Genomic DNA, 15,387 nt, shown 5'->3' with positions numbered 1-15,387 from the left:
CTGGGCGTCGGGGCGGCGGGCGGAGAATGGGCGTATGGCGGGTGCGGCTCGGCGGGGCGAGGAACGGACGGCTGAGGGGACGGGTGGGCGTCGGCCGGTGGAGCGTGCGCGGCACTGGCGGTACGACGACCTGCCGGGCGTGGACCTGCTGCGGGCCCGGTACATCCACAAGACCTTCGTCCGGCACACCCACGAGCACTTCGTGATCGCGGCCATAGCCGACGGCGTCGAGGTCTTCCACCACCGCGGCTCCGACGTGTCCGCGGGCGCGGGAGCCCTCGCTCTGGTCAACCCGGACACCGCGCACACCGGCCGCGCCGGCGTCCCCGAGGGCTGGCGGTACGGCGCGGTCTACCCCTCACCCGAGGTGGTCGCCGCGATCGCGGCCGAGACCACCACCATCCGGGGCACACCGGGCTTCGTCAGCCCCGTCCTCGACGACCCCCACACCGTCCGCCTGGTCCACCAGGTGCTGCGCGCCGCCGAGGAGGGCAACGGACTGGCCGCCGACACCCTGCTGCGGGTCGCCGTGACCAGGCTGCTGCGGCTGAACGGCGGACCTCTGCCGCAGCGGCCGGTCCGCACGGCCGGAGCCGGTGTCGCGGCACGCGCGCGTGCCGTGCTGGACGAGCGGATGACCGAGCCGCCGACCCTGGAACGGCTGGCCGGCGACCTCGGCACCAGCCCGTTCGCGCTGCTGCGGGCGTTCCGTGAGGCCTACGGCATGCCGCCGCACGCCTGGCTGACCGACGCCCGGGTGCGCCGCGCGCGACTCCTGCTGGACGCGGGGTCACCTCCAGCCGAGGCGGCCGTAGCCGTCGGCTTCACCGACCAGCCGCACCTCAACCGGCACTTCACCCGGATCGTCGGCGTGCCCCCGGGGGCCTACCAGCGTGAGCGCAGGAAAGCGGGAGAGCCGCGGAACATGCGCGGGCGCAAGAACGTACAAGACCCGGGGTGAGGGCCGTCCGTACCGTCCGGGGCGTGGCACAGCAGACAGCATTCGCGCACATGACCGCCGACGGCGCGGACAAGCCCGACCGGGCCGTCGTACGGGACGCCCTCGGGGTCGGCGTCGCCGTGGGCCTGTCCGGATTCGCCTTCGGGGTGACCTCGGCCGGCAGTGGGCTCGGCCTGCTCCAGAGCTGCGCGCTCAGCCTCCTGGTCTTCACCGGCGCCTCCCAGTTCGCCCTGGTCGGAGCGCTCGCCGCCGGAGGCAGTCCGTTCACGGCGGCCGCCGGCGCCTTCTTCCTCGGCGTCCGCAACGCCTTCTACGGGCTGCGGCTGTCGCAGCTGCTCGCCCTCCCGCGAGCGGTGCGGCCGTTCGCCGCCCAGTGGGTGATCGACGAAACCACGGCGGTCACCCTGGCCCAGCCGACCCGGCGCGCCCGGCGGATCGGCTTCACCGTCACCGGGCTCACGCTGTATGCGCTCTGGAACCTCACCACGCTGTTCGGCGCGCTCGGCGCCAAGGCCATCGGCGACACGCGCGCGTGGGGCCTGGACGCGGCCGGACCCGCCGTGTTCCTGGCGCTGCTCGCGCCGATGCTGAGGACGACGACCACCGAGCGAGTGGTCGCGGGCCTGGCGGTCCTGCTGGGCCTCGGTCTGCTGCCCGTCCTGCCGGCCGGCGTCCCGGTCCTGGTGGCGGCCCTGGCCGCACCGGTCGCCCTCGTCGCCGAGGGCCGCCGACGGCCGCGTGGCCCGCGGGGCGAGCCAGTGACCGGACCGGACGGCGGCGCCGTAGCGGAGGGAGACCGGTGAACACCTGGATCGCCATCGGCTTGACCGCCGTCGGCTGCTACGCCGTCAAGCTCGCCGGGCTGCTGGTGCCCGCGGGCGCCATGGAGCGGCCGTTCGTACGGCGGCTCGCCGCCCTGCTGCCCGTCGCCCTCCTCGCCGCGCTCACGGCTCAGCAGACGTTCGCCGACGGGCACGGGCTCGTGCTGGACGCACGGGTCGCGGGGCTCGGCGCGGCCGCCGTGGCGCTGGTACGGCGCGCACCGTTCCTGCTGGTCGTCGCGGCGGCCGTGCTGGTGACGGCGGGTGTACGGGCTCTCGGCGGGTGACGCGTCACCGGCGCGGACCGGCACGGCTGCAGACCGGCACGGCCCAGGCGGCGGTTCCGCGCGCGTACCGGTTTGGTTCGGCGGGCGCGCGGGATGCGATCACCCGCCGTACGCCATCGGCTCAGCCCACGAAACGGCCGTACGCCCGCAGGGTGCGCAGTGCCTCGATCGTCACCAGGGGACGTGCCTCGAGTGCGGGCGCCGGTGCCCACCGGCGCCAGCGGATCGGCCAGCCGCCGTCCTCCTGCTGCTCGGCGGCCAGGTGGTCCAGGGAACGTGCAATCTCGTCGTCCGTGAACCACGCGCGCGCGAGTGACTCCGGCGTCCTGGCGAAGTCGTGCGGGAAGTGGTGCTCGCCCGGGGCGTAGCCGGACGCGACCGGGTACGCGTCGAGCCGGTCCGGCTCCAGGGCCGCGAGCCGCTGCTCCCGCACCAGGCGGCCGAGCCGGTCCGCGGCGGCCTCCGCGCGCGAGCGGTCGGGAGCGGAGTCGAGGAAGGCCACGGCGGCCTCCACCTCGTACGGGTGGGACTTCTCCAGGGACTCCACGGCCTGCCAGCAGAAGTCGGTGGCCCGGAAGAGCCAGGCGTGCCACACCTCGTTGCGGTGGAGCAGCCCCACCACCGGTCCTGTGGCGAGCAGTTCGCTGGGAGGGTCGTCGACGACCGGGACGAACGGTGCCACCGGATACCCGCGCTGGCTGGGATGGATCGCCGGCAGGGCGCCGTCCGCGGTGGAGACCGAGGTCAGATAGCGGCACACGCGCTCGATCCGCTGCCCGCCGCAGCGCCCGACGGCATCCAGGACGCGCAGCGCGTGCGCGGTGTGCAGCGGCTGGCTCACGGGGCCGCGCAGGTCGGGCTCCAGCGCGTGCCCGTACCCGCCGTCGTCGTTGCGGTAGGCGTCCAGCGCCGCTTCCACCGCGTCCGGGGTGCCGTGCAGGAAGTGGTACGCGAAGAGGCGCTGTTCCAGCACGCGCGCGGTGAACCATACGAACTGCTCGGCGCGGAAGAGCGGGGAGCGCGCCGGGGGCGTGGAGGGGAGTGGGGAAACTCCTGTGTCGGCCATGCGTCAGACCGTAGGGCGGAAAGCGGTCTCGGCAAGCGGTCCCGGCCGGGGCCCACCCCCAGGGGCGGGATACTGGAGTCATGCGGTTGACGGTCTTCTGGCAGCGGATGGCGGAACACTTCGGTCCGGGGTACGCCGACACCTTCGCGCGCGATCACGTCATGTCGGAGCTGGGCGGGCGCACGGTGAACGAGGCGCTGGACGCCGGCTGGGACGCGAAGGACGTGTGGCGCGTGGTCTGCACGGTCATGGACGTGCCGGGCGAGCGGCACTGACGCACGGCCCGAAACATCCCGATTCGCCTGTGAGGAGGTCGGCCGTACGGCACCGATCGGTCACGAAGATCGCAGGTGGGCGCGGGTTGTCGGTGGCATGGGCGAGACTTGGCCCGTGGCACCCACTGACGAGGACAACGAGCCGCTGACCCGGGACGCGGCACCGACCGGCACGACACCGTCCGAGCGGCCCACGGCCCCCGGCGCCGTCGCCGCGGGCGGCCGCATGCCGCGCTGGCTGCCGCGCGCCATGGTGCTCGCGCTCGCGCTGATCGCCGCGTTCCAGCTCGGCAGCTGGGCCTTCCACCAGCTGACCGGGCTGTTGATCAACGTGTTGATCGCGTTCTTCCTGGCCCTCGCGATCGAGCCCGCGGTGAGCCGGATGGCCGCCCGCGGCATGCGCCGGGGGCTGGCCACCTTCCTGGTCTTCCTCGGGTTGACGGTCGCCGTCGCCGGGTTCGTCACCCTGCTCGGCTCCATGCTGGCGGGCCAGATCATCAAGATGGTCGAGGGCTTCCCCAACTACCTTGATTCGCTCATCAACTGGATCAATGAGAGCTTCCACACCGAGCTCCGGCGCGTGGACGTCCAGGAGGGCCTGCTCCACTCCGACTGGCTGCGCAAGTACGCGCAGAACAGCGCCGCCGGTGTCCTCGACGTCTCCGCGCAGGTGCTCGGCGGACTGTTCCAGCTGCTGACGGTGGGGCTGTTCTCCTTCTACTTCGCGGCCGACGGCCCCCGGCTGCGCCGCGCCCTGTGCTCCGTCCTGCCGCCCGCACGCCAGGCGGAGGTGCTGCGCGCCTGGGAGATCGCCGTCGACAAGACCGGCGGCTATCTCTACTCGCGCGGCCTCATGGCGCTCATCTCCGGCATCGCCCACTACATCCTGCTCCAGGCCCTCGGTGTGCCGTACGCGCCCGTGCTCGGCGTCTGGGTGGGCCTGGTCTCCCAGTTCATCCCGACCATCGGCACCTACCTCGCCGGCGCACTGCCGATGCTGATCGCGTTCACCGTCGACCCCTGGTACGCGGTGTGGGTGCTGGTCTTCGTGGTGGTCTACCAGCAGTTCGAGAACTACATGCTCCAGCCCAAGCTGACCGCCAGGACGGTCGACATCCACCCCGCGGTCGCCTTCGGCTCGGTCATCGCCGGCACCGCGCTGCTGGGCGCCGTCGGCGCGCTGATCTCCATCCCGGCGGTGGCCACCCTGCAGGCCTTCCTCGGAGCGTATGTGAAGCGGTACGCCGTCACGGACGACCCCAGGGTGCACGGGCACCGCGGCCGGGGCACGGGCGGTCCCGGAGTGCTGGTACGCACATTCCGGCCGCGGGCCGGCCGGCCCGAGCCGGAGGAGTCGTCGTAGACCGGCGCGCCCCGGAGGCGGGCGTCGCAGGCCGGTGACAGGAGAGAAGAGCTGGTGGGCCGGTGACCGGAGAAGACCGTGATGGGCCGGTGCCGCCTCGGTCCCGTCATCGGTACGTGAGCACCGCCCACACTCCCGCTCCGGCGACGGCCGCCGTGTAACAGCCGACCGCCGTGGCCACGATCCGCCGGCGTGTCCCTTCGCCCCAGTGCGAGCGGGAGAGCAGCCAGGCCAGCGCGGGCAGGACGAGGACGGCGTGCAGGCTCACGCCGTGCAGGGGCTTGAGCGGGGCCGTCGAGTGGTAGGCGGCCTCCTGGTGACCGGTCCGGGTCAGTACGACCCCGCGCGCGATCATCGCGGCCCCGGAGGCCAGCGCCACCAGCAGGATCGCGAACCCGGAACGCACGGCGAGCGGCATGCCGGCCGGGCCTGTCGGCCGGTGCCGGAAGGACGCGACGGCGAACACCGTGAGCAGGGCGACCAGGACGCCGCCGCCCACCGCGAGTGTCATGGACACCGCCGTGTCGAAGGGGGACTCCATGTTCAGGTGCGAGGGCACCCGGCGCCACGCCTGGAGGGTGATCCCGCCGACCTCCACCACGCAGTCGGCGGCGAAGATGAGCAGCAGGGCCGAACGCAGCCGCGGGCCGACCCGCAGATACGACGTGACCCAGGTGATCGCGAGCAGCGTCAGCCCGAAGGAGAGCCCGAAGGTGACGGGCTTGCGCCAGGAGACCGGACCGACCCACGGGCCCCCGTCGACCGCGAACACCACCAGGTGCACGAGACCGGACAGGACGAGGAGCAGTCCGGTTGCATGACAGAGGCGGTCGACGGCGCGCGGATTCTTCATGGGCCAAGGCTCGCGGGAGCGGCCCGCCCGGTCGTCGTCCGTCCGAAGACACCCGCCGTACGCCGTCGGCAGTAGCGGCGCCGGCTGTTGAAGCATGAGTTCCCGGCACCTCAGGCTGCGCTTGACACCAAAATCGAACATCCATTCTCATGGAGGCTCAGGCGAGGCTTCGCGCAGCGGATTTCGTCCCGTTTCAGGGGAAGAAGTCCCATGGTTATCCACAGGCTGGACCTGCGTCGGGGCGCATTGTCAGTGGCAGGCGTTAGCGTCTTTGACGTGAAGCGATCGACTCAAGCAAACCGGGTGGAACCCATGGCAGGAACCGACCGCGAGAAGGCGCTCGACGCCGCGCTCGCGCAGATTGAACGGCAATTCGGCAAGGGCGCGGTCATGCGCATGGGCGAGCGGTCGAGGGAGCCCATCGAGGTCATCCCGACCGGGTCGACCGCGCTCGACGTCGCCCTCGGCGTCGGTGGCCTGCCGCGCGGCCGTGTCGTCGAAATCTACGGCCCGGAGTCCTCGGGTAAGACGACCCTGACCCTGCACGCCGTGGCCAACGCCCAGAAGGCCGGCGGCCAGGTCGCCTTCGTGGACGCGGAGCACGCCCTCGACCCCGAGTACGCGCGCAAGCTCGGCGTCGACATCGACAACCTGATCCTCTCCCAGCCCGACAACGGCGAGCAGGCCCTGGAGATCGTGGACATGCTCGTCCGCTCCGGCGCTCTCGACCTCATCGTCATCGACTCCGTCGCCGCGCTCGTCCCGCGCGCGGAGATCGAGGGCGAGATGGGCGACAGCCACGTCGGTCTCCAGGCCCGGTTGATGAGCCAGGCTCTGCGGAAGATCACCAGCGCGCTCAACCAGTCCAAGACCACCGCGATCTTCATCAACCAGCTCCGCGAGAAGATCGGCGTGATGTTCGGCTCCCCGGAGACCACGACCGGTGGACGTGCGCTGAAGTTCTACGCCTCGGTGCGTATCGACATCCGCCGCATCGAGACCCTGAAGGACGGCACGGAGGCGGTCGGCAACCGCACCCGCTGCAAGGTCGTGAAGAACAAGGTCGCCCCGCCCTTCAAGCAGGCCGAGTTCGACATCCTCTACGGCCAGGGCATCAGCCGCGAGGGCGGCCTGATCGACATGGGCGTGGAGCACGGCTTCGTCCGCAAGGCCGGCGCCTGGTACACGTACGAGGGCGACCAGCTCGGCCAGGGCAAGGAGAACGCGCGCAACTTCCTCAAGGACAACCCCGACCTGGCCAACGAGATCGAGAAGAAGATCAAGGAGAAGCTGGGCGTCGGTGTCCGGCCGGAGGAGCCCGCCGCCGAGCCGGGCGCGGACGCTGCGGTCGCCACCGCTGCCGCCGACGACGCCAAGACGGCGCCCGCCCCGGCAGCCGCCAAGGCCACCAAGCCCAAGGCCGCCGCAGCCAAGAGCTGACCGTGACACGACGAACCGACTGGGCCGAGTACGAGTACGTCACCCCCGGTGCCCCACGGGGGAGGGGCACCGGGGGCCACCCGGCCGCCGCCCCGGGCGGTGGCGACGGTTACCCGGACGACGGTTACCAGGGTCACGACGGGCACGACGAGTACCACGGCACCGGTGCACACGGGGATGCCGGCGCCGCCCACCCGGGCGACACGGGCGACGAGCCGTACGGGGGTGGCTCGCCCGGCCGCGGCTCCCGCGATGGCGTCGGCCCGCGGGGCGGCCGGGGGCGCGGCCGGCGGCGGCGCGGCTTCGGGGACGCGCCTGGTGAGGAGGACGAAGGCTCCTCTGCCTCGTCGAGGGCCGAGCGGGGGGAGTCTTCAGGGGACCCGGCTGAGCGGGCACGGGCGATCTGCCTGCGCCTGCTCACCGGGACCCCGCGCACCCGCAAGCAACTCGCGGACGCCCTGCGCAAGCGGGAGATCCCCGAGGACGTCGCCGAGGAGGTGCTGTCGCGGTTCGAGGAGGTCGGGCTGATCGACGACAGCGCGTTCGCGGACGCCTGGGTGGAGTCCCGGCACCACGGCCGGGGACTAGCCCGCCGGGCACTCGCCCAGGAACTGCGCACCAAGGGGGTCGACCCGACACTGATCGACGAGGCCGTCTCCCAGCTCGACTCCGAGCAGGAGGAGACGACGGCCCGCGAACTCGTGGCCCGCAAACTGCGCGCCACCCGTGGCCTCGACCGTGACAAACGGCTCCGCCGCCTCGCCGGCATGCTCGCCCGCAAGGGCTACCCCGAGGGCATGGCCCTCCGCGTAGTCCGTCAGGCCCTGGAGGAAGAGGGCGAGGACACGGAGTTCCTCGGCGAAGGAGGCTACTGAGTCCGGCGGAGGAGACGTCCGAGTCCTCGGCGCGCAGGGCGGGGAGGTCGCCCGGTTCTCCCAACCATCCGCGTCCGCGGCGGAGTTGACGCCCGCCGAAGAGGCCGGGCCGCCACAGCGCCCTCCCCGCCACGCGCGGGCGAGTCGTAACCCGGGGCTTCCCGGGGCTGTTCCGGGTCAGGGCGACGCCGGCTCCACCGGGAGGCCCTCCGTCCGCCAGGCCTGGAAGCCACCGACCAGGTCCGTCGCCCGGTGCAGCCCGAGCTGGTGGAGGGAGGCGACGGCGAGGCTGGAGGCGTAGCCCTCGTTGCAGATCACCACGACGCGCAGGTCATGGCCGGTGGCCTCGGGGACGCGGTGGCTGCCCCGGGGATCGAGGCGCCACTCCAGTTCGTTGCGCTCGATGACGAGAGCGCCGGGGATCAGCCCGTCGCGCTCGCGCAGGGCCGCGTACCGGATGTCGACCAGCAGCGCCTCGCCCGTCCGCGCCGCCTCGTGCGCCTCCCGTGCCTCGATGCGCCGGTAGCCCGCGCGTACCTGCTCCAGCAACTCGTCGATGCCGGCCGGTGGTTGACCGTTGGTGCCGCTCACTGCCAGTCCTCCGGGCGTTCGACCTGCTCCAGGCGCAGGACCTGACCGCTGCGACTGTAGCGGCGGATGCGCGGCAGGGGCGGGTAGTAGGCGTGCACGGAGATCGCGTGCTTGGTGCGGGACTCGTTGAAGACCTCGTGGACGTGGTGACGGCCGAAGGCACGGCCCTCGCCTGCGGGCAGCCGCCGCTCGAGGTCCACGCCCTCGCTGAGTTCCAGGGTCTTCCAGCCGTCGGTCGGCAGCCGGGCGGCGAGCGAGTTCTCCTTGAGCACGCCCGAGGCCGTGAGGAACGCGCCGACCGAGTCGGCGTGGTCGTGCCAGCCGGTGCCGGTGCCGGGCGGCCAGCCGATCAGCCATGCCTCGCTGCCGCCCGGACCCTTCAGCCGCACCCAGGTGCGGCCCTCCGGGTCGAGCGGAAGGGAGCCGATCAGCTCGGCGTCGGCGGCCGTACGCCGTGCGAAGTCGAGGAGGTCCGCCTGGGTGGGCACCGAGCCGACGGCAGGGGACACGGAAGCAGGGGAGACAGACACGTACACCGTCCTGAAGCCTGAAGAGGGTTCGCGGAACGGGCGCACACCGTGGCGCCCGGAAAGGAAGGGGATGCGAAGTCAGCAGGACGGGCGACACACGCAGCCCGCGTAGCGGACGAGGTCCATGTGGACCCTCCGCCACAGGCGCACGCAGGTGTCGGTCATGGTCCGGAGTACAGCATGCCGGTGTACTTCGGTCAACTCACCGTCACCATGTGGACAGAGGGTGACTGCTCTCGGGTCAGCGGGCGCCGGAGGCCGCCTGCGCCTCCTCCTTGGCCGGGCCGCCCACCGCCGCCTCCGCCGCCGCGTAGAGGTCGGCCGGACGGACGCCGCTCAGCGCGGTGACCAGGTGGCCGTCGGGGCGTACGAGCAGCACGCTGTGCGCGGGTGCGCCTGGGTAGCTCTCGGCGACCAGCAGTTCGGCGGGGTACGGCAGGGCGGTCACGGCCGCCGCGAGCCGGGGCATCACCCCGGCGGAGACCCAGTGCTTGCGGTCCCACACTCCCGTGCCGGGCGCGATCAGCACGACGAGGAGGGCGCCGCGGCCGAGCCGGTCGCGCAGTTGCACGAAGGAACCATCCTCCGCGGTGACCCGCACGTCGGTGACGGGTGCGCCGCGGGGGGTGTCGACCGGGATCTCGCCCTCCAGGTGCCGGGGCGCGAGCGGCGACTCGGCGTACGCCCCCGGCGCGCTCAGTGGCCCGCGCCCAAGGTGACCTTCCGTGAGGAGCGTGTCGTGGCCCCGCGCCGCACCGGGCATGATCTGGCGCAGCCCGCCGGAGCCGCGCAGCATCGGCAGCACCTGGTCGGCGGCGCGCAGCCGGCCCGCGACCACCGCGCGCCGCTCGGCCTGGTAGCTGTCCAGCAGCGCCTCACGCGGGCCGTGGTGCCAGGCCGTGGCCAGCTTCCAGGCGAGGTTGTCGGCGTCCCTGAGACCCTCGTCCAGCCCCTGGGTGCCGAGCGCGCCCAGCAGATGGGCCGCGTCCCCGGCGAGGAAGACCCGCCCGACGCGCCACCGGCGGGCCAGCCGGTGGTGCACCGTGTGCACACCGGTGTCGAGCAGGTCGTACACCGGTGTGGGGCCGTCCGTCCAGCCCGCGAGCGTCTCGCGGATCCGGGCCACCAGGATCTCGGGCGTGACCAGGTCCTTGCCCGGGGGCAGCAGCCAGTCAAGGCGCCACACGCCGTCCGGGAGGGGGCGGGCGGTCACCTCCCCGGCCGAGGGCCCGGACTGCCGCCACGGTGGCGTTCGATGGAGCAACGCCCAGCCCTCCCACGGAAGTTCCACGCGCAGCGCGGCCACCGCGTGCCGCTCCACCGCCGTACGGCCCGGGAAGCGGATGTCCTGGAGTTTGCGCACCGTGGAGCGCGGTCCGTCGCAGCCGACCAGGTAACTGCCCCGCCACCAGGTGCTGTTCGCGCCCCGGGTGTGCGCCGTGACGCCGGAACGCTCCTGCTCGATCGAGTCCAGACGGCTGTCCACCGCCACCTTCACCAGCGGCTCGTCGGTGATGGCCGTGCGCAGGGCGCCCGTGAGGATGTGCTGGGCGACGTGCAGCGGCGCGGCGGGGTCCCCCTCCTCGAAGGTGCACTCGCTCATCACCTGCTTGCGCCTGAGAGACCGCCATCCGGCCCAGCGCATGCCCTGCTCACCGAGCGCCACCCCGGTCAGCCGCTCCAGCAGGCCGGCCGTGTCCTCGCGCAGTACGACGGTGCGTGCCGGGCGGGGTTCGTCCTTGCCGGGGCCCTCGTCCAGGACGACGGACGGCACCTCCTGGCGGGCCAGCGCCAGGGCGAGCGTGAGCCCGACCGGCCCCGCTCCGACGATGATCACCGGGTCCATGACGCGGCGCCCCCTGCCCGTGACGATGCCCTGACGGAGACAAGTGAACAGGAAGGGGGAGCGGGGTGCACGATCACACAACGTATGCAACCCATTGGCAGAGTTTGCGTCAAGCGAACGGAGGCAGTGGCGATCACGCCACTGCCTCCGGGTGATGCTTTCGGCCCTGACCGGGTGTCAGGCGGCGGTTCCCGTTCCCGCGTGGCCCGCGACACCCACGGTGTCCTCGACCGTGAGCACCGCCCCGGTCGACTTCTTGCCGCGTCGCAGCCGGCCCTCCAGCCAGCTCGCGAACGAGGTCAGGGAGAAGTTGATGACCACGAAGATCACGGCCACCACCGTCAGTGAGGCGATCATGTTGCCGTAGTAGCCCGCCATCGTGTTGGCCGAGGTCATCAGTTCGGGGAAGGTGAGGACCGCGCCGCCGAGGGCGGTGTCCTTCACGATGACCACCAGCTGGCTGACGATGGCCGGGAGCATGGTGGTGACCGACTGCGGCAGCAGGATGAGCCGCATCATCTGCCCCTTGCGCAGGCCGATCGCCAGGGCCGCCTCGGACTGTCCCTTCGGCAGGGCGAGGATGCCCGCGCGGACGATCTCCGCGAGCACCGACGCGTTGTACAGCACCAGTCCGGTGACGACCGCGTAGAACGGACGGTCGTCCGAACTGACGTCGGTGTACTGGGCGAAGAGCGCGAGCCCGAAGATCATCAGGACCAGGACGGGGATCGCGCGGAAGAACTCGATCACGATCGTGGCCGGGACGCGCACCCACAGGTGGTCCGAGAGCCGGGCGATACCGAGGACGGCACCGAGCGGAAGGGCGACGACCATCGCCAGGGCCGCCGCTTCCAGGGTCTTCTGCAGACCGGGCCAGATGTATGTCGTGTACGCCTCGGTGCCGCTGAAGAAGGGCTTCCACAGGGCCCAGGCCAGCTGTCCCTTGTCGTCGAACGACTTGTACACCCACCATGCGACGGCCGCGAGGGCGATCAGGAAGACCGCCGTGTACAGGACGTTGCGCCGCTTGGCACGGGGTCCCTGGACGTCGTACAGGACCGAGGTCATCGCTTCACCGCCACCTTCTTGCCCACCCAGCCGAGGATCAGACCGGTCGGCAGGGTCAGGCACACGAACCCGAAGGCGATGACCGCGGAGATCGCCAGCAGCTCCGCCTCGTTCTCGATCATCTTCTTCATCAGGAAGGCCGCCTCCGCCACGCCGATCGCGGCCGCGACCGTCGTGTTCTTCGTCAGCGCGATCAGGGCGTTGGTCAGCGGACCGACGGCCGCGCGGAGGGCCTGCGGCAGCACGACCAGCCCCAGCACCTGGGGAAAGCTCAGGCCGATGGCCCGCGCCGCCTCCGCCTGGCCGACCGGCACCGTGTTGATGCCGGCCCGGATCGCCTCGCACACGAAGGCCGAGGTGTAGACGATCAGACCGAGCACGGCCAGCCGGAAGTTGATCGTGTCGAAGTCATTCGCACCGAGGCTGATGCCCAGATTCTGGTTCAGGCCGAGGGAGGAGAAGAGGATGATCACCGTGAGCGGGATGTTCCGCACGATGTTCACGTAGGCGGTGCCGAAACCCCGCATCAGCGGCACCGGACCCACCCGCATGGCGGCCAGCAGAGTGCCCCAGACCAGGGAGCCCGCGGCCGACAGCAGTGTCAGCTGCACTGTCGTCCAGAAGGCGCCCAGCACGTCGTACTTGTCAAGAAAGTCGAACACGATCTCCCGCGCTTCCGCGTGTAGGGATGCCCCGGTGCGCCGCCGTGTTCAGGGGCGGCGCACCGGCGGGGCGTTGCCTCAGCTCTTGATGTCGCCGATCTTCGGGGCGGGCTCGTTCTTGTAGCCGGCCGGGCCGAAGTTCTTCTTCACGGCCGCCTCCCAGGAGCCGTCGGAGACCATCTCCTCAAGAGCCTTGTTGATCTTGTCCTTGAGGGGGCTGCCCTTCTTGACGCCGATGCCGTAGTTCTCGTTGGTCATCTTGAAGCCGCCGAGCTTGAACTTGCCCTTGAACTGGGCCTGGGCGGCGTAGCCCGCGAGGATCGAGTCGTCCGTGGTGAGGGCTTCGATGGCGCCGCTCTGCAGACCCCCCAGACAGGCAGAGTAGGTCGGGTACGTCACGAGGTCGGCCTTGGGAGCCAGCCTGTCGTGGAGGTTCTGCGCCGAGGTCGAGCCGGCCACCGAGCACAGCTTCTTGCCGTTCAGGTCAGCCGGGGACTTGATCTTCGTGTCGTCCGCGCGGAGCAGCACGTCCTGGTGGGCCAGCAGGTACGGTCCCGCGAAGTCGACCTTCTGCTCACGCTCCGGAGTGATCGAGTAGGTGGCGGCGATGAAGTCGACGTCACCGCGCTGCAGCATGGTCTCGCGGTCGGCGCTCTTCGACTGCTTCCACTCGATCTGGTTCGCGCTGTAACCGAGCTTCTTGGCGACATAGGTGGCCACGTCCACGTCGAAGCCCGCGTAGCCCTGCGGGGTCTGCTGGCCGAGGCCCGGCTGGTCGAACTTGATGCCGATGGCGATCTTCTTGCCGCCACCGGAGCCGTTGTCGTCCTTCTTGCCGCCGCCGCACGCGGTGGCGGACAGGGCGAGGGCGAGGACGGCGGCCGAGGCGGCGGTGACCTTGCGGAGCTTCATGGTGAACATCCTTTGAAGTGGTGCGGAACGAGGTCCGTTGGAAAAGGCGACCCAGGGGCGTGGGGCGGGGCCTGCGCCGTCAGTGGTGCAGGATCTTGGACAGGAAGTCCTTGGCCCGGTCGCTGCGCGGGTTGCTGAAGAACTGGTCGGGCGCAGCCTCTTCGACGATCCGGCCGTCGGCCATGAAGACCACGCGGTTCGCAGCCGATCGTGCGAAGCCCATCTCATGGGTGACGACCACCATCGTCATGCCCTCCCGGGCGAGCTGCTGCATGACCTCGAGGACCTCGTTGATCATCTCGGGGTCGAGGGCGGAGGTCGGCTCGTCGAAGAGCATGACCTTCGGGCCCATCGCCAGTGCCCGCGCGATGGCGACGCGCTGCTGCTGGCCGCCGGACAGCTGGGCGGGATACTTGTCGGCCTGGGTGCCCACGCCGACCCGGTCGAGCAGGGCCCGGGCCTTCTCCTCGGCCTGCTTCCTGTCCGCCTTGCGGACCTTGAGCTGCCCCAGCATCACGTTCTCGAGCACGGTCTTGTGCGCGAAGAGGTTGAAGGACTGGAAGACCATCCCGACGTCCGCCCGCAGCCGGGCAAGCTGCTTGCCCTCCTGGGGCAGGGGCTTGCCGTCGATGGCGATGGTGCCCGAGTCGATCGTCTCCAGGCGGTTGATGGTGCGGCAGAGGGTCGACTTTCCGGACCCGGAGGGCCCGATGACCACGACGACCTCGCCGCGGGCGATCGTCAGGTCGATGTCCTGGAGCACATGCAACGCGCCGAAGTGCTTGTTGACGCTCTTCAGGACGACCAGTTCGTCGGACGTGACCACGTCTTCCTTGGTCACCGATACATTGGTCATCGCTCTCGGGCTCCGTCCTCCTCGGTTTCGGAGGACAGTAGTGAGCGGCTGTGACCTGCGTCATCACATCTGAGGGAGATCTGAGCATCACGATCCGATAGCAATCGGACACGCGTGGTAGCACCTGCCGCCCGATGCGTATCGGCCGGATAACGGAAGCGACGGGCAACCGGAACCCTCTTGACGCCGTCCTTATCCATCGGCGTGACTGCCATGGTGCACGCGCGCGTGGCATACAGGACGCGCGAGAACCCAGACCGTACGACCGCTGAACCGGAGGGGGCCGGGATGAGACTGCTGCTCGTCGAGGACGACAACCACGTCGCCGCGGCCCTGTCCGCCGTACTCGCGCGACACGGTTTCGACGTCACCCACGCCCGCAGCGGCGAGGAGGCCCTGCAGGCGCTCGTCCCCGAGGGCAACGGTTTCGGCGTGGTCCTGCTCGACCTGGGCCTGCCCGACCAGGACGGCTACGAGGTCTGCGGCAAGATCCGCAAACGCACCAGCACCCCGGTGATCATGGTGACGGCCCGCTCCGACGTCCGCTCCCGCATCCACGGGCTCAACCTGGGTGCCGACGACTACGTGGTGAAGCCCTACGACACCGGGGAACTGCTCGCCCGTATCCACGCCGTCAGCCGGCGCACCGTCCACGAGGACCCGGCGACCGGCGGCGAGGGCGCCCTGCACCTCGGTCCCGTACGCATCGAACTGCCCACCAGGCAGGTCACCGTGGACGGTTCGGTTGTCCAACTGACCCGCAAGGAGTTCGACCTGCTCGCCCTGCTCGCGCAGCGCCCCGGAGTGGTCTTCCGGCGGGAGCAGATCATCAGCGAGGTCTGGCGTACCAGCTGGGAGGGCACCGGCCGCACCCTGGAGGTGCACGTCGCCTCCCTGCGCGCCAAACTGCGCATGCCCGCACTCATCGAGACCGTACGCGGCGTCGGCTACCGGCTCGTCGCCCCGGCCGCCTAGCGGGGA

18 protein-coding genes are annotated in these 15,387 nt (G+C 71.1%); 8 read left to right on the top strand and 10 right to left on the bottom strand.

The window, feature by feature from the left end; translation table 11 throughout:
* Positions 1–34: 34 nt before the first annotated feature.
* Genes LMU33_RS02225 through LMU33_RS02215 form a run of 3 tightly spaced genes read left to right on the top strand, consistent with a single transcriptional unit; the run spans position 35 to position 2,069 of the window.
* Positions 35–961 carry a helix-turn-helix transcriptional regulator gene (locus tag LMU33_RS02225; RefSeq protein ID WP_228616806.1) on the top strand — a complete coding sequence of 309 codons (927 nt, stop codon included), beginning with the start codon at positions 35–37 and terminating at the stop codon, positions 959–961.
* A gap of 23 nt (positions 962–984) precedes the next feature.
* The gene (locus LMU33_RS02220) at positions 985–1,764 is read left to right on the top strand and encodes an AzlC family ABC transporter permease (RefSeq protein WP_372477849.1); all 780 of its coding nucleotides are present in this window, start codon (positions 985–987) and stop codon (positions 1,762–1,764) included.
* Positions 1,761–2,069 (top strand): AzlD domain-containing protein, encoded by a 309-nt coding sequence (locus LMU33_RS02215; RefSeq protein ID WP_228616804.1) that lies wholly within the window; start codon positions 1,761–1,763, stop codon positions 2,067–2,069. Before LMU33_RS02220 ends, LMU33_RS02215 begins: the two co-directional genes overlap by 4 nt.
* A 121-nt stretch (positions 2,070–2,190) precedes the next feature.
* Here LMU33_RS02215 and LMU33_RS02210 read toward each other — a convergent pair whose 3' ends face one another.
* Positions 2,191–3,135: a hypothetical protein gene (locus LMU33_RS02210; protein ID WP_228616802.1), complete on the bottom strand. Its 945-nt coding sequence runs from the start codon at positions 3,133–3,135 to the stop codon at positions 2,191–2,193.
* Between the two features lie 80 nt (positions 3,136–3,215).
* Between LMU33_RS02210 and LMU33_RS02205 the strand changes: the two genes are divergently transcribed.
* Positions 3,216–3,410 (top strand): DUF3046 domain-containing protein, encoded by a 195-nt coding sequence (locus LMU33_RS02205; RefSeq protein ID WP_228616800.1) that lies wholly within the window; start codon positions 3,216–3,218, stop codon positions 3,408–3,410.
* A 115-nt stretch (positions 3,411–3,525) separates the two neighbouring features.
* Positions 3,526–4,773, top strand: a complete 1,248-nt coding sequence (locus LMU33_RS02200; protein WP_228616799.1) for an AI-2E family transporter — start codon at positions 3,526–3,528, stop codon at positions 4,771–4,773.
* 106 nt (positions 4,774–4,879) lie between these two features.
* Here LMU33_RS02200 and LMU33_RS02195 read toward each other — a convergent pair whose 3' ends face one another.
* Positions 4,880–5,626, bottom strand: a complete 747-nt coding sequence (locus tag LMU33_RS02195; RefSeq protein ID WP_228616797.1) for a hypothetical protein — start codon at positions 5,624–5,626, stop codon at positions 4,880–4,882.
* Positions 5,627–5,938: 312 nt separating this feature from the next.
* Between LMU33_RS02195 and recA the strand changes: the two genes are divergently transcribed.
* Together recA and recX are read left to right on the top strand one after the other, a co-directional pair.
* The gene (gene recA, locus LMU33_RS02190; RefSeq protein ID WP_228616795.1) at positions 5,939–7,066 is read left to right on the top strand and encodes a recombinase RecA; all 1,128 of its coding nucleotides are present in this window, start codon (positions 5,939–5,941) and stop codon (positions 7,064–7,066) included.
* A 2-nt stretch (positions 7,067–7,068) separates the two neighbouring features.
* Entirely contained in the window at positions 7,069–7,941 is an 873-nt protein-coding gene (gene recX / locus LMU33_RS02185; protein WP_228616793.1) for a recombination regulator RecX, read from the top strand.
* A gap of 177 nt (positions 7,942–8,118) precedes the next feature.
* Here recX and LMU33_RS02180 read toward each other — a convergent pair whose 3' ends face one another.
* From LMU33_RS02180 to LMU33_RS02150, 8 genes are all read right to left on the bottom strand, one after another.
* Positions 8,119–8,532 carry a rhodanese-like domain-containing protein gene (locus tag LMU33_RS02180; RefSeq protein WP_228616791.1) on the bottom strand — a complete coding sequence of 138 codons (414 nt, stop codon included), beginning with the start codon at positions 8,530–8,532 and terminating at the stop codon, positions 8,119–8,121.
* Complete coding sequence (locus LMU33_RS02175) at positions 8,529–9,062, bottom strand: cupin domain-containing protein (RefSeq protein ID WP_228616789.1); 534 nt, start codon at positions 9,060–9,062, stop codon at positions 8,529–8,531. The genes LMU33_RS02180 and LMU33_RS02175 overlap by 4 nt, the downstream gene beginning before the upstream one ends.
* A gap of 78 nt (positions 9,063–9,140) precedes the next feature.
* Positions 9,141–9,188 carry a hypothetical protein gene (locus LMU33_RS41870; RefSeq protein WP_309506048.1) on the bottom strand — a complete coding sequence of 16 codons (48 nt, stop codon included), beginning with the start codon at positions 9,186–9,188 and terminating at the stop codon, positions 9,141–9,143.
* 115 nt (positions 9,189–9,303) lie between these two features.
* On the bottom strand, positions 9,304–10,908 hold the full coding sequence (locus tag LMU33_RS02170; protein ID WP_228616787.1) for an FAD-dependent monooxygenase: 1,605 nt from the start codon (positions 10,906–10,908) through the stop codon (positions 9,304–9,306).
* Between the two features lie 177 nt (positions 10,909–11,085).
* A complete protein-coding gene (locus LMU33_RS02165; protein WP_228616785.1) occupies positions 11,086–11,976 on the bottom strand; it encodes an amino acid ABC transporter permease in 891 nt (296 codons plus the stop codon).
* Positions 11,973–12,638, bottom strand: a complete 666-nt coding sequence (locus LMU33_RS02160) for an amino acid ABC transporter permease (RefSeq protein WP_228616783.1) — start codon at positions 12,636–12,638, stop codon at positions 11,973–11,975. Before LMU33_RS02160 ends, LMU33_RS02165 begins: the two co-directional genes overlap by 4 nt.
* 78 nt (positions 12,639–12,716) lie before the next feature.
* The gene (locus LMU33_RS02155; protein WP_228616781.1) at positions 12,717–13,550 is read right to left on the bottom strand and encodes a glutamate ABC transporter substrate-binding protein; all 834 of its coding nucleotides are present in this window, start codon (positions 13,548–13,550) and stop codon (positions 12,717–12,719) included.
* Between the two features lie 79 nt (positions 13,551–13,629).
* Positions 13,630–14,406 carry an amino acid ABC transporter ATP-binding protein gene (locus LMU33_RS02150; RefSeq protein WP_228616780.1) on the bottom strand — a complete coding sequence of 259 codons (777 nt, stop codon included), beginning with the start codon at positions 14,404–14,406 and terminating at the stop codon, positions 13,630–13,632.
* 288 nt (positions 14,407–14,694) lie between these two features.
* Between LMU33_RS02150 and LMU33_RS02145 the strand changes: the two genes are divergently transcribed.
* Entirely contained in the window at positions 14,695–15,381 is a 687-nt protein-coding gene (locus LMU33_RS02145) for a response regulator transcription factor (protein WP_228616778.1), read from the top strand.
* Positions 15,382–15,387 lie beyond the last annotated feature (6 nt).

It is taken from the genome of Streptomyces barringtoniae (assembly GCF_020819595.1).
In the GTDB taxonomy this organism is placed as follows: Bacteria; Actinomycetota; Actinomycetes; order Streptomycetales; family Streptomycetaceae; genus Streptomyces; species Streptomyces barringtoniae.
This window is presented reverse-complemented; position numbering and strand designations above follow the sequence as displayed.

Bases quoted from the DNA above. Each gene is read 5' to 3' on its own strand.
- LMU33_RS02205 (WP_228616800.1), top strand. From the start codon at position 3,216: ATGCGGTTGACGGTCTTCTGGCAGCGGATGGCGGAACACTTCGGTCCG.
- LMU33_RS02210 (WP_228616802.1), bottom strand. From the start codon at position 3,135: ATGGCCGACACAGGAGTTTCCCCACTCCCCTCCACGCCCCCGGCGCGC.
- LMU33_RS02150 (WP_228616780.1), bottom strand. From the start codon at position 14,406: ATGACCAATGTATCGGTGACCAAGGAAGACGTGGTCACGTCCGACGAA.
- LMU33_RS02195 (WP_228616797.1), bottom strand. From the start codon at position 5,626: ATGAAGAATCCGCGCGCCGTCGACCGCCTCTGTCATGCAACCGGACTG.
- LMU33_RS02170 (WP_228616787.1), bottom strand. From the start codon at position 10,908: ATGGACCCGGTGATCATCGTCGGAGCGGGGCCGGTCGGGCTCACGCTC.
- LMU33_RS02145 (WP_228616778.1), top strand. From the start codon at position 14,695: ATGAGACTGCTGCTCGTCGAGGACGACAACCACGTCGCCGCGGCCCTG.
- LMU33_RS02225 (WP_228616806.1), top strand. From the start codon at position 35: ATGGCGGGTGCGGCTCGGCGGGGCGAGGAACGGACGGCTGAGGGGACG.
- recA (WP_228616795.1), top strand. From the start codon at position 5,939: ATGGCAGGAACCGACCGCGAGAAGGCGCTCGACGCCGCGCTCGCGCAG.
- LMU33_RS02155 (WP_228616781.1), bottom strand. From the start codon at position 13,550: ATGAAGCTCCGCAAGGTCACCGCCGCCTCGGCCGCCGTCCTCGCCCTC.
- LMU33_RS02165 (WP_228616785.1), bottom strand. From the start codon at position 11,976: ATGACCTCGGTCCTGTACGACGTCCAGGGACCCCGTGCCAAGCGGCGC.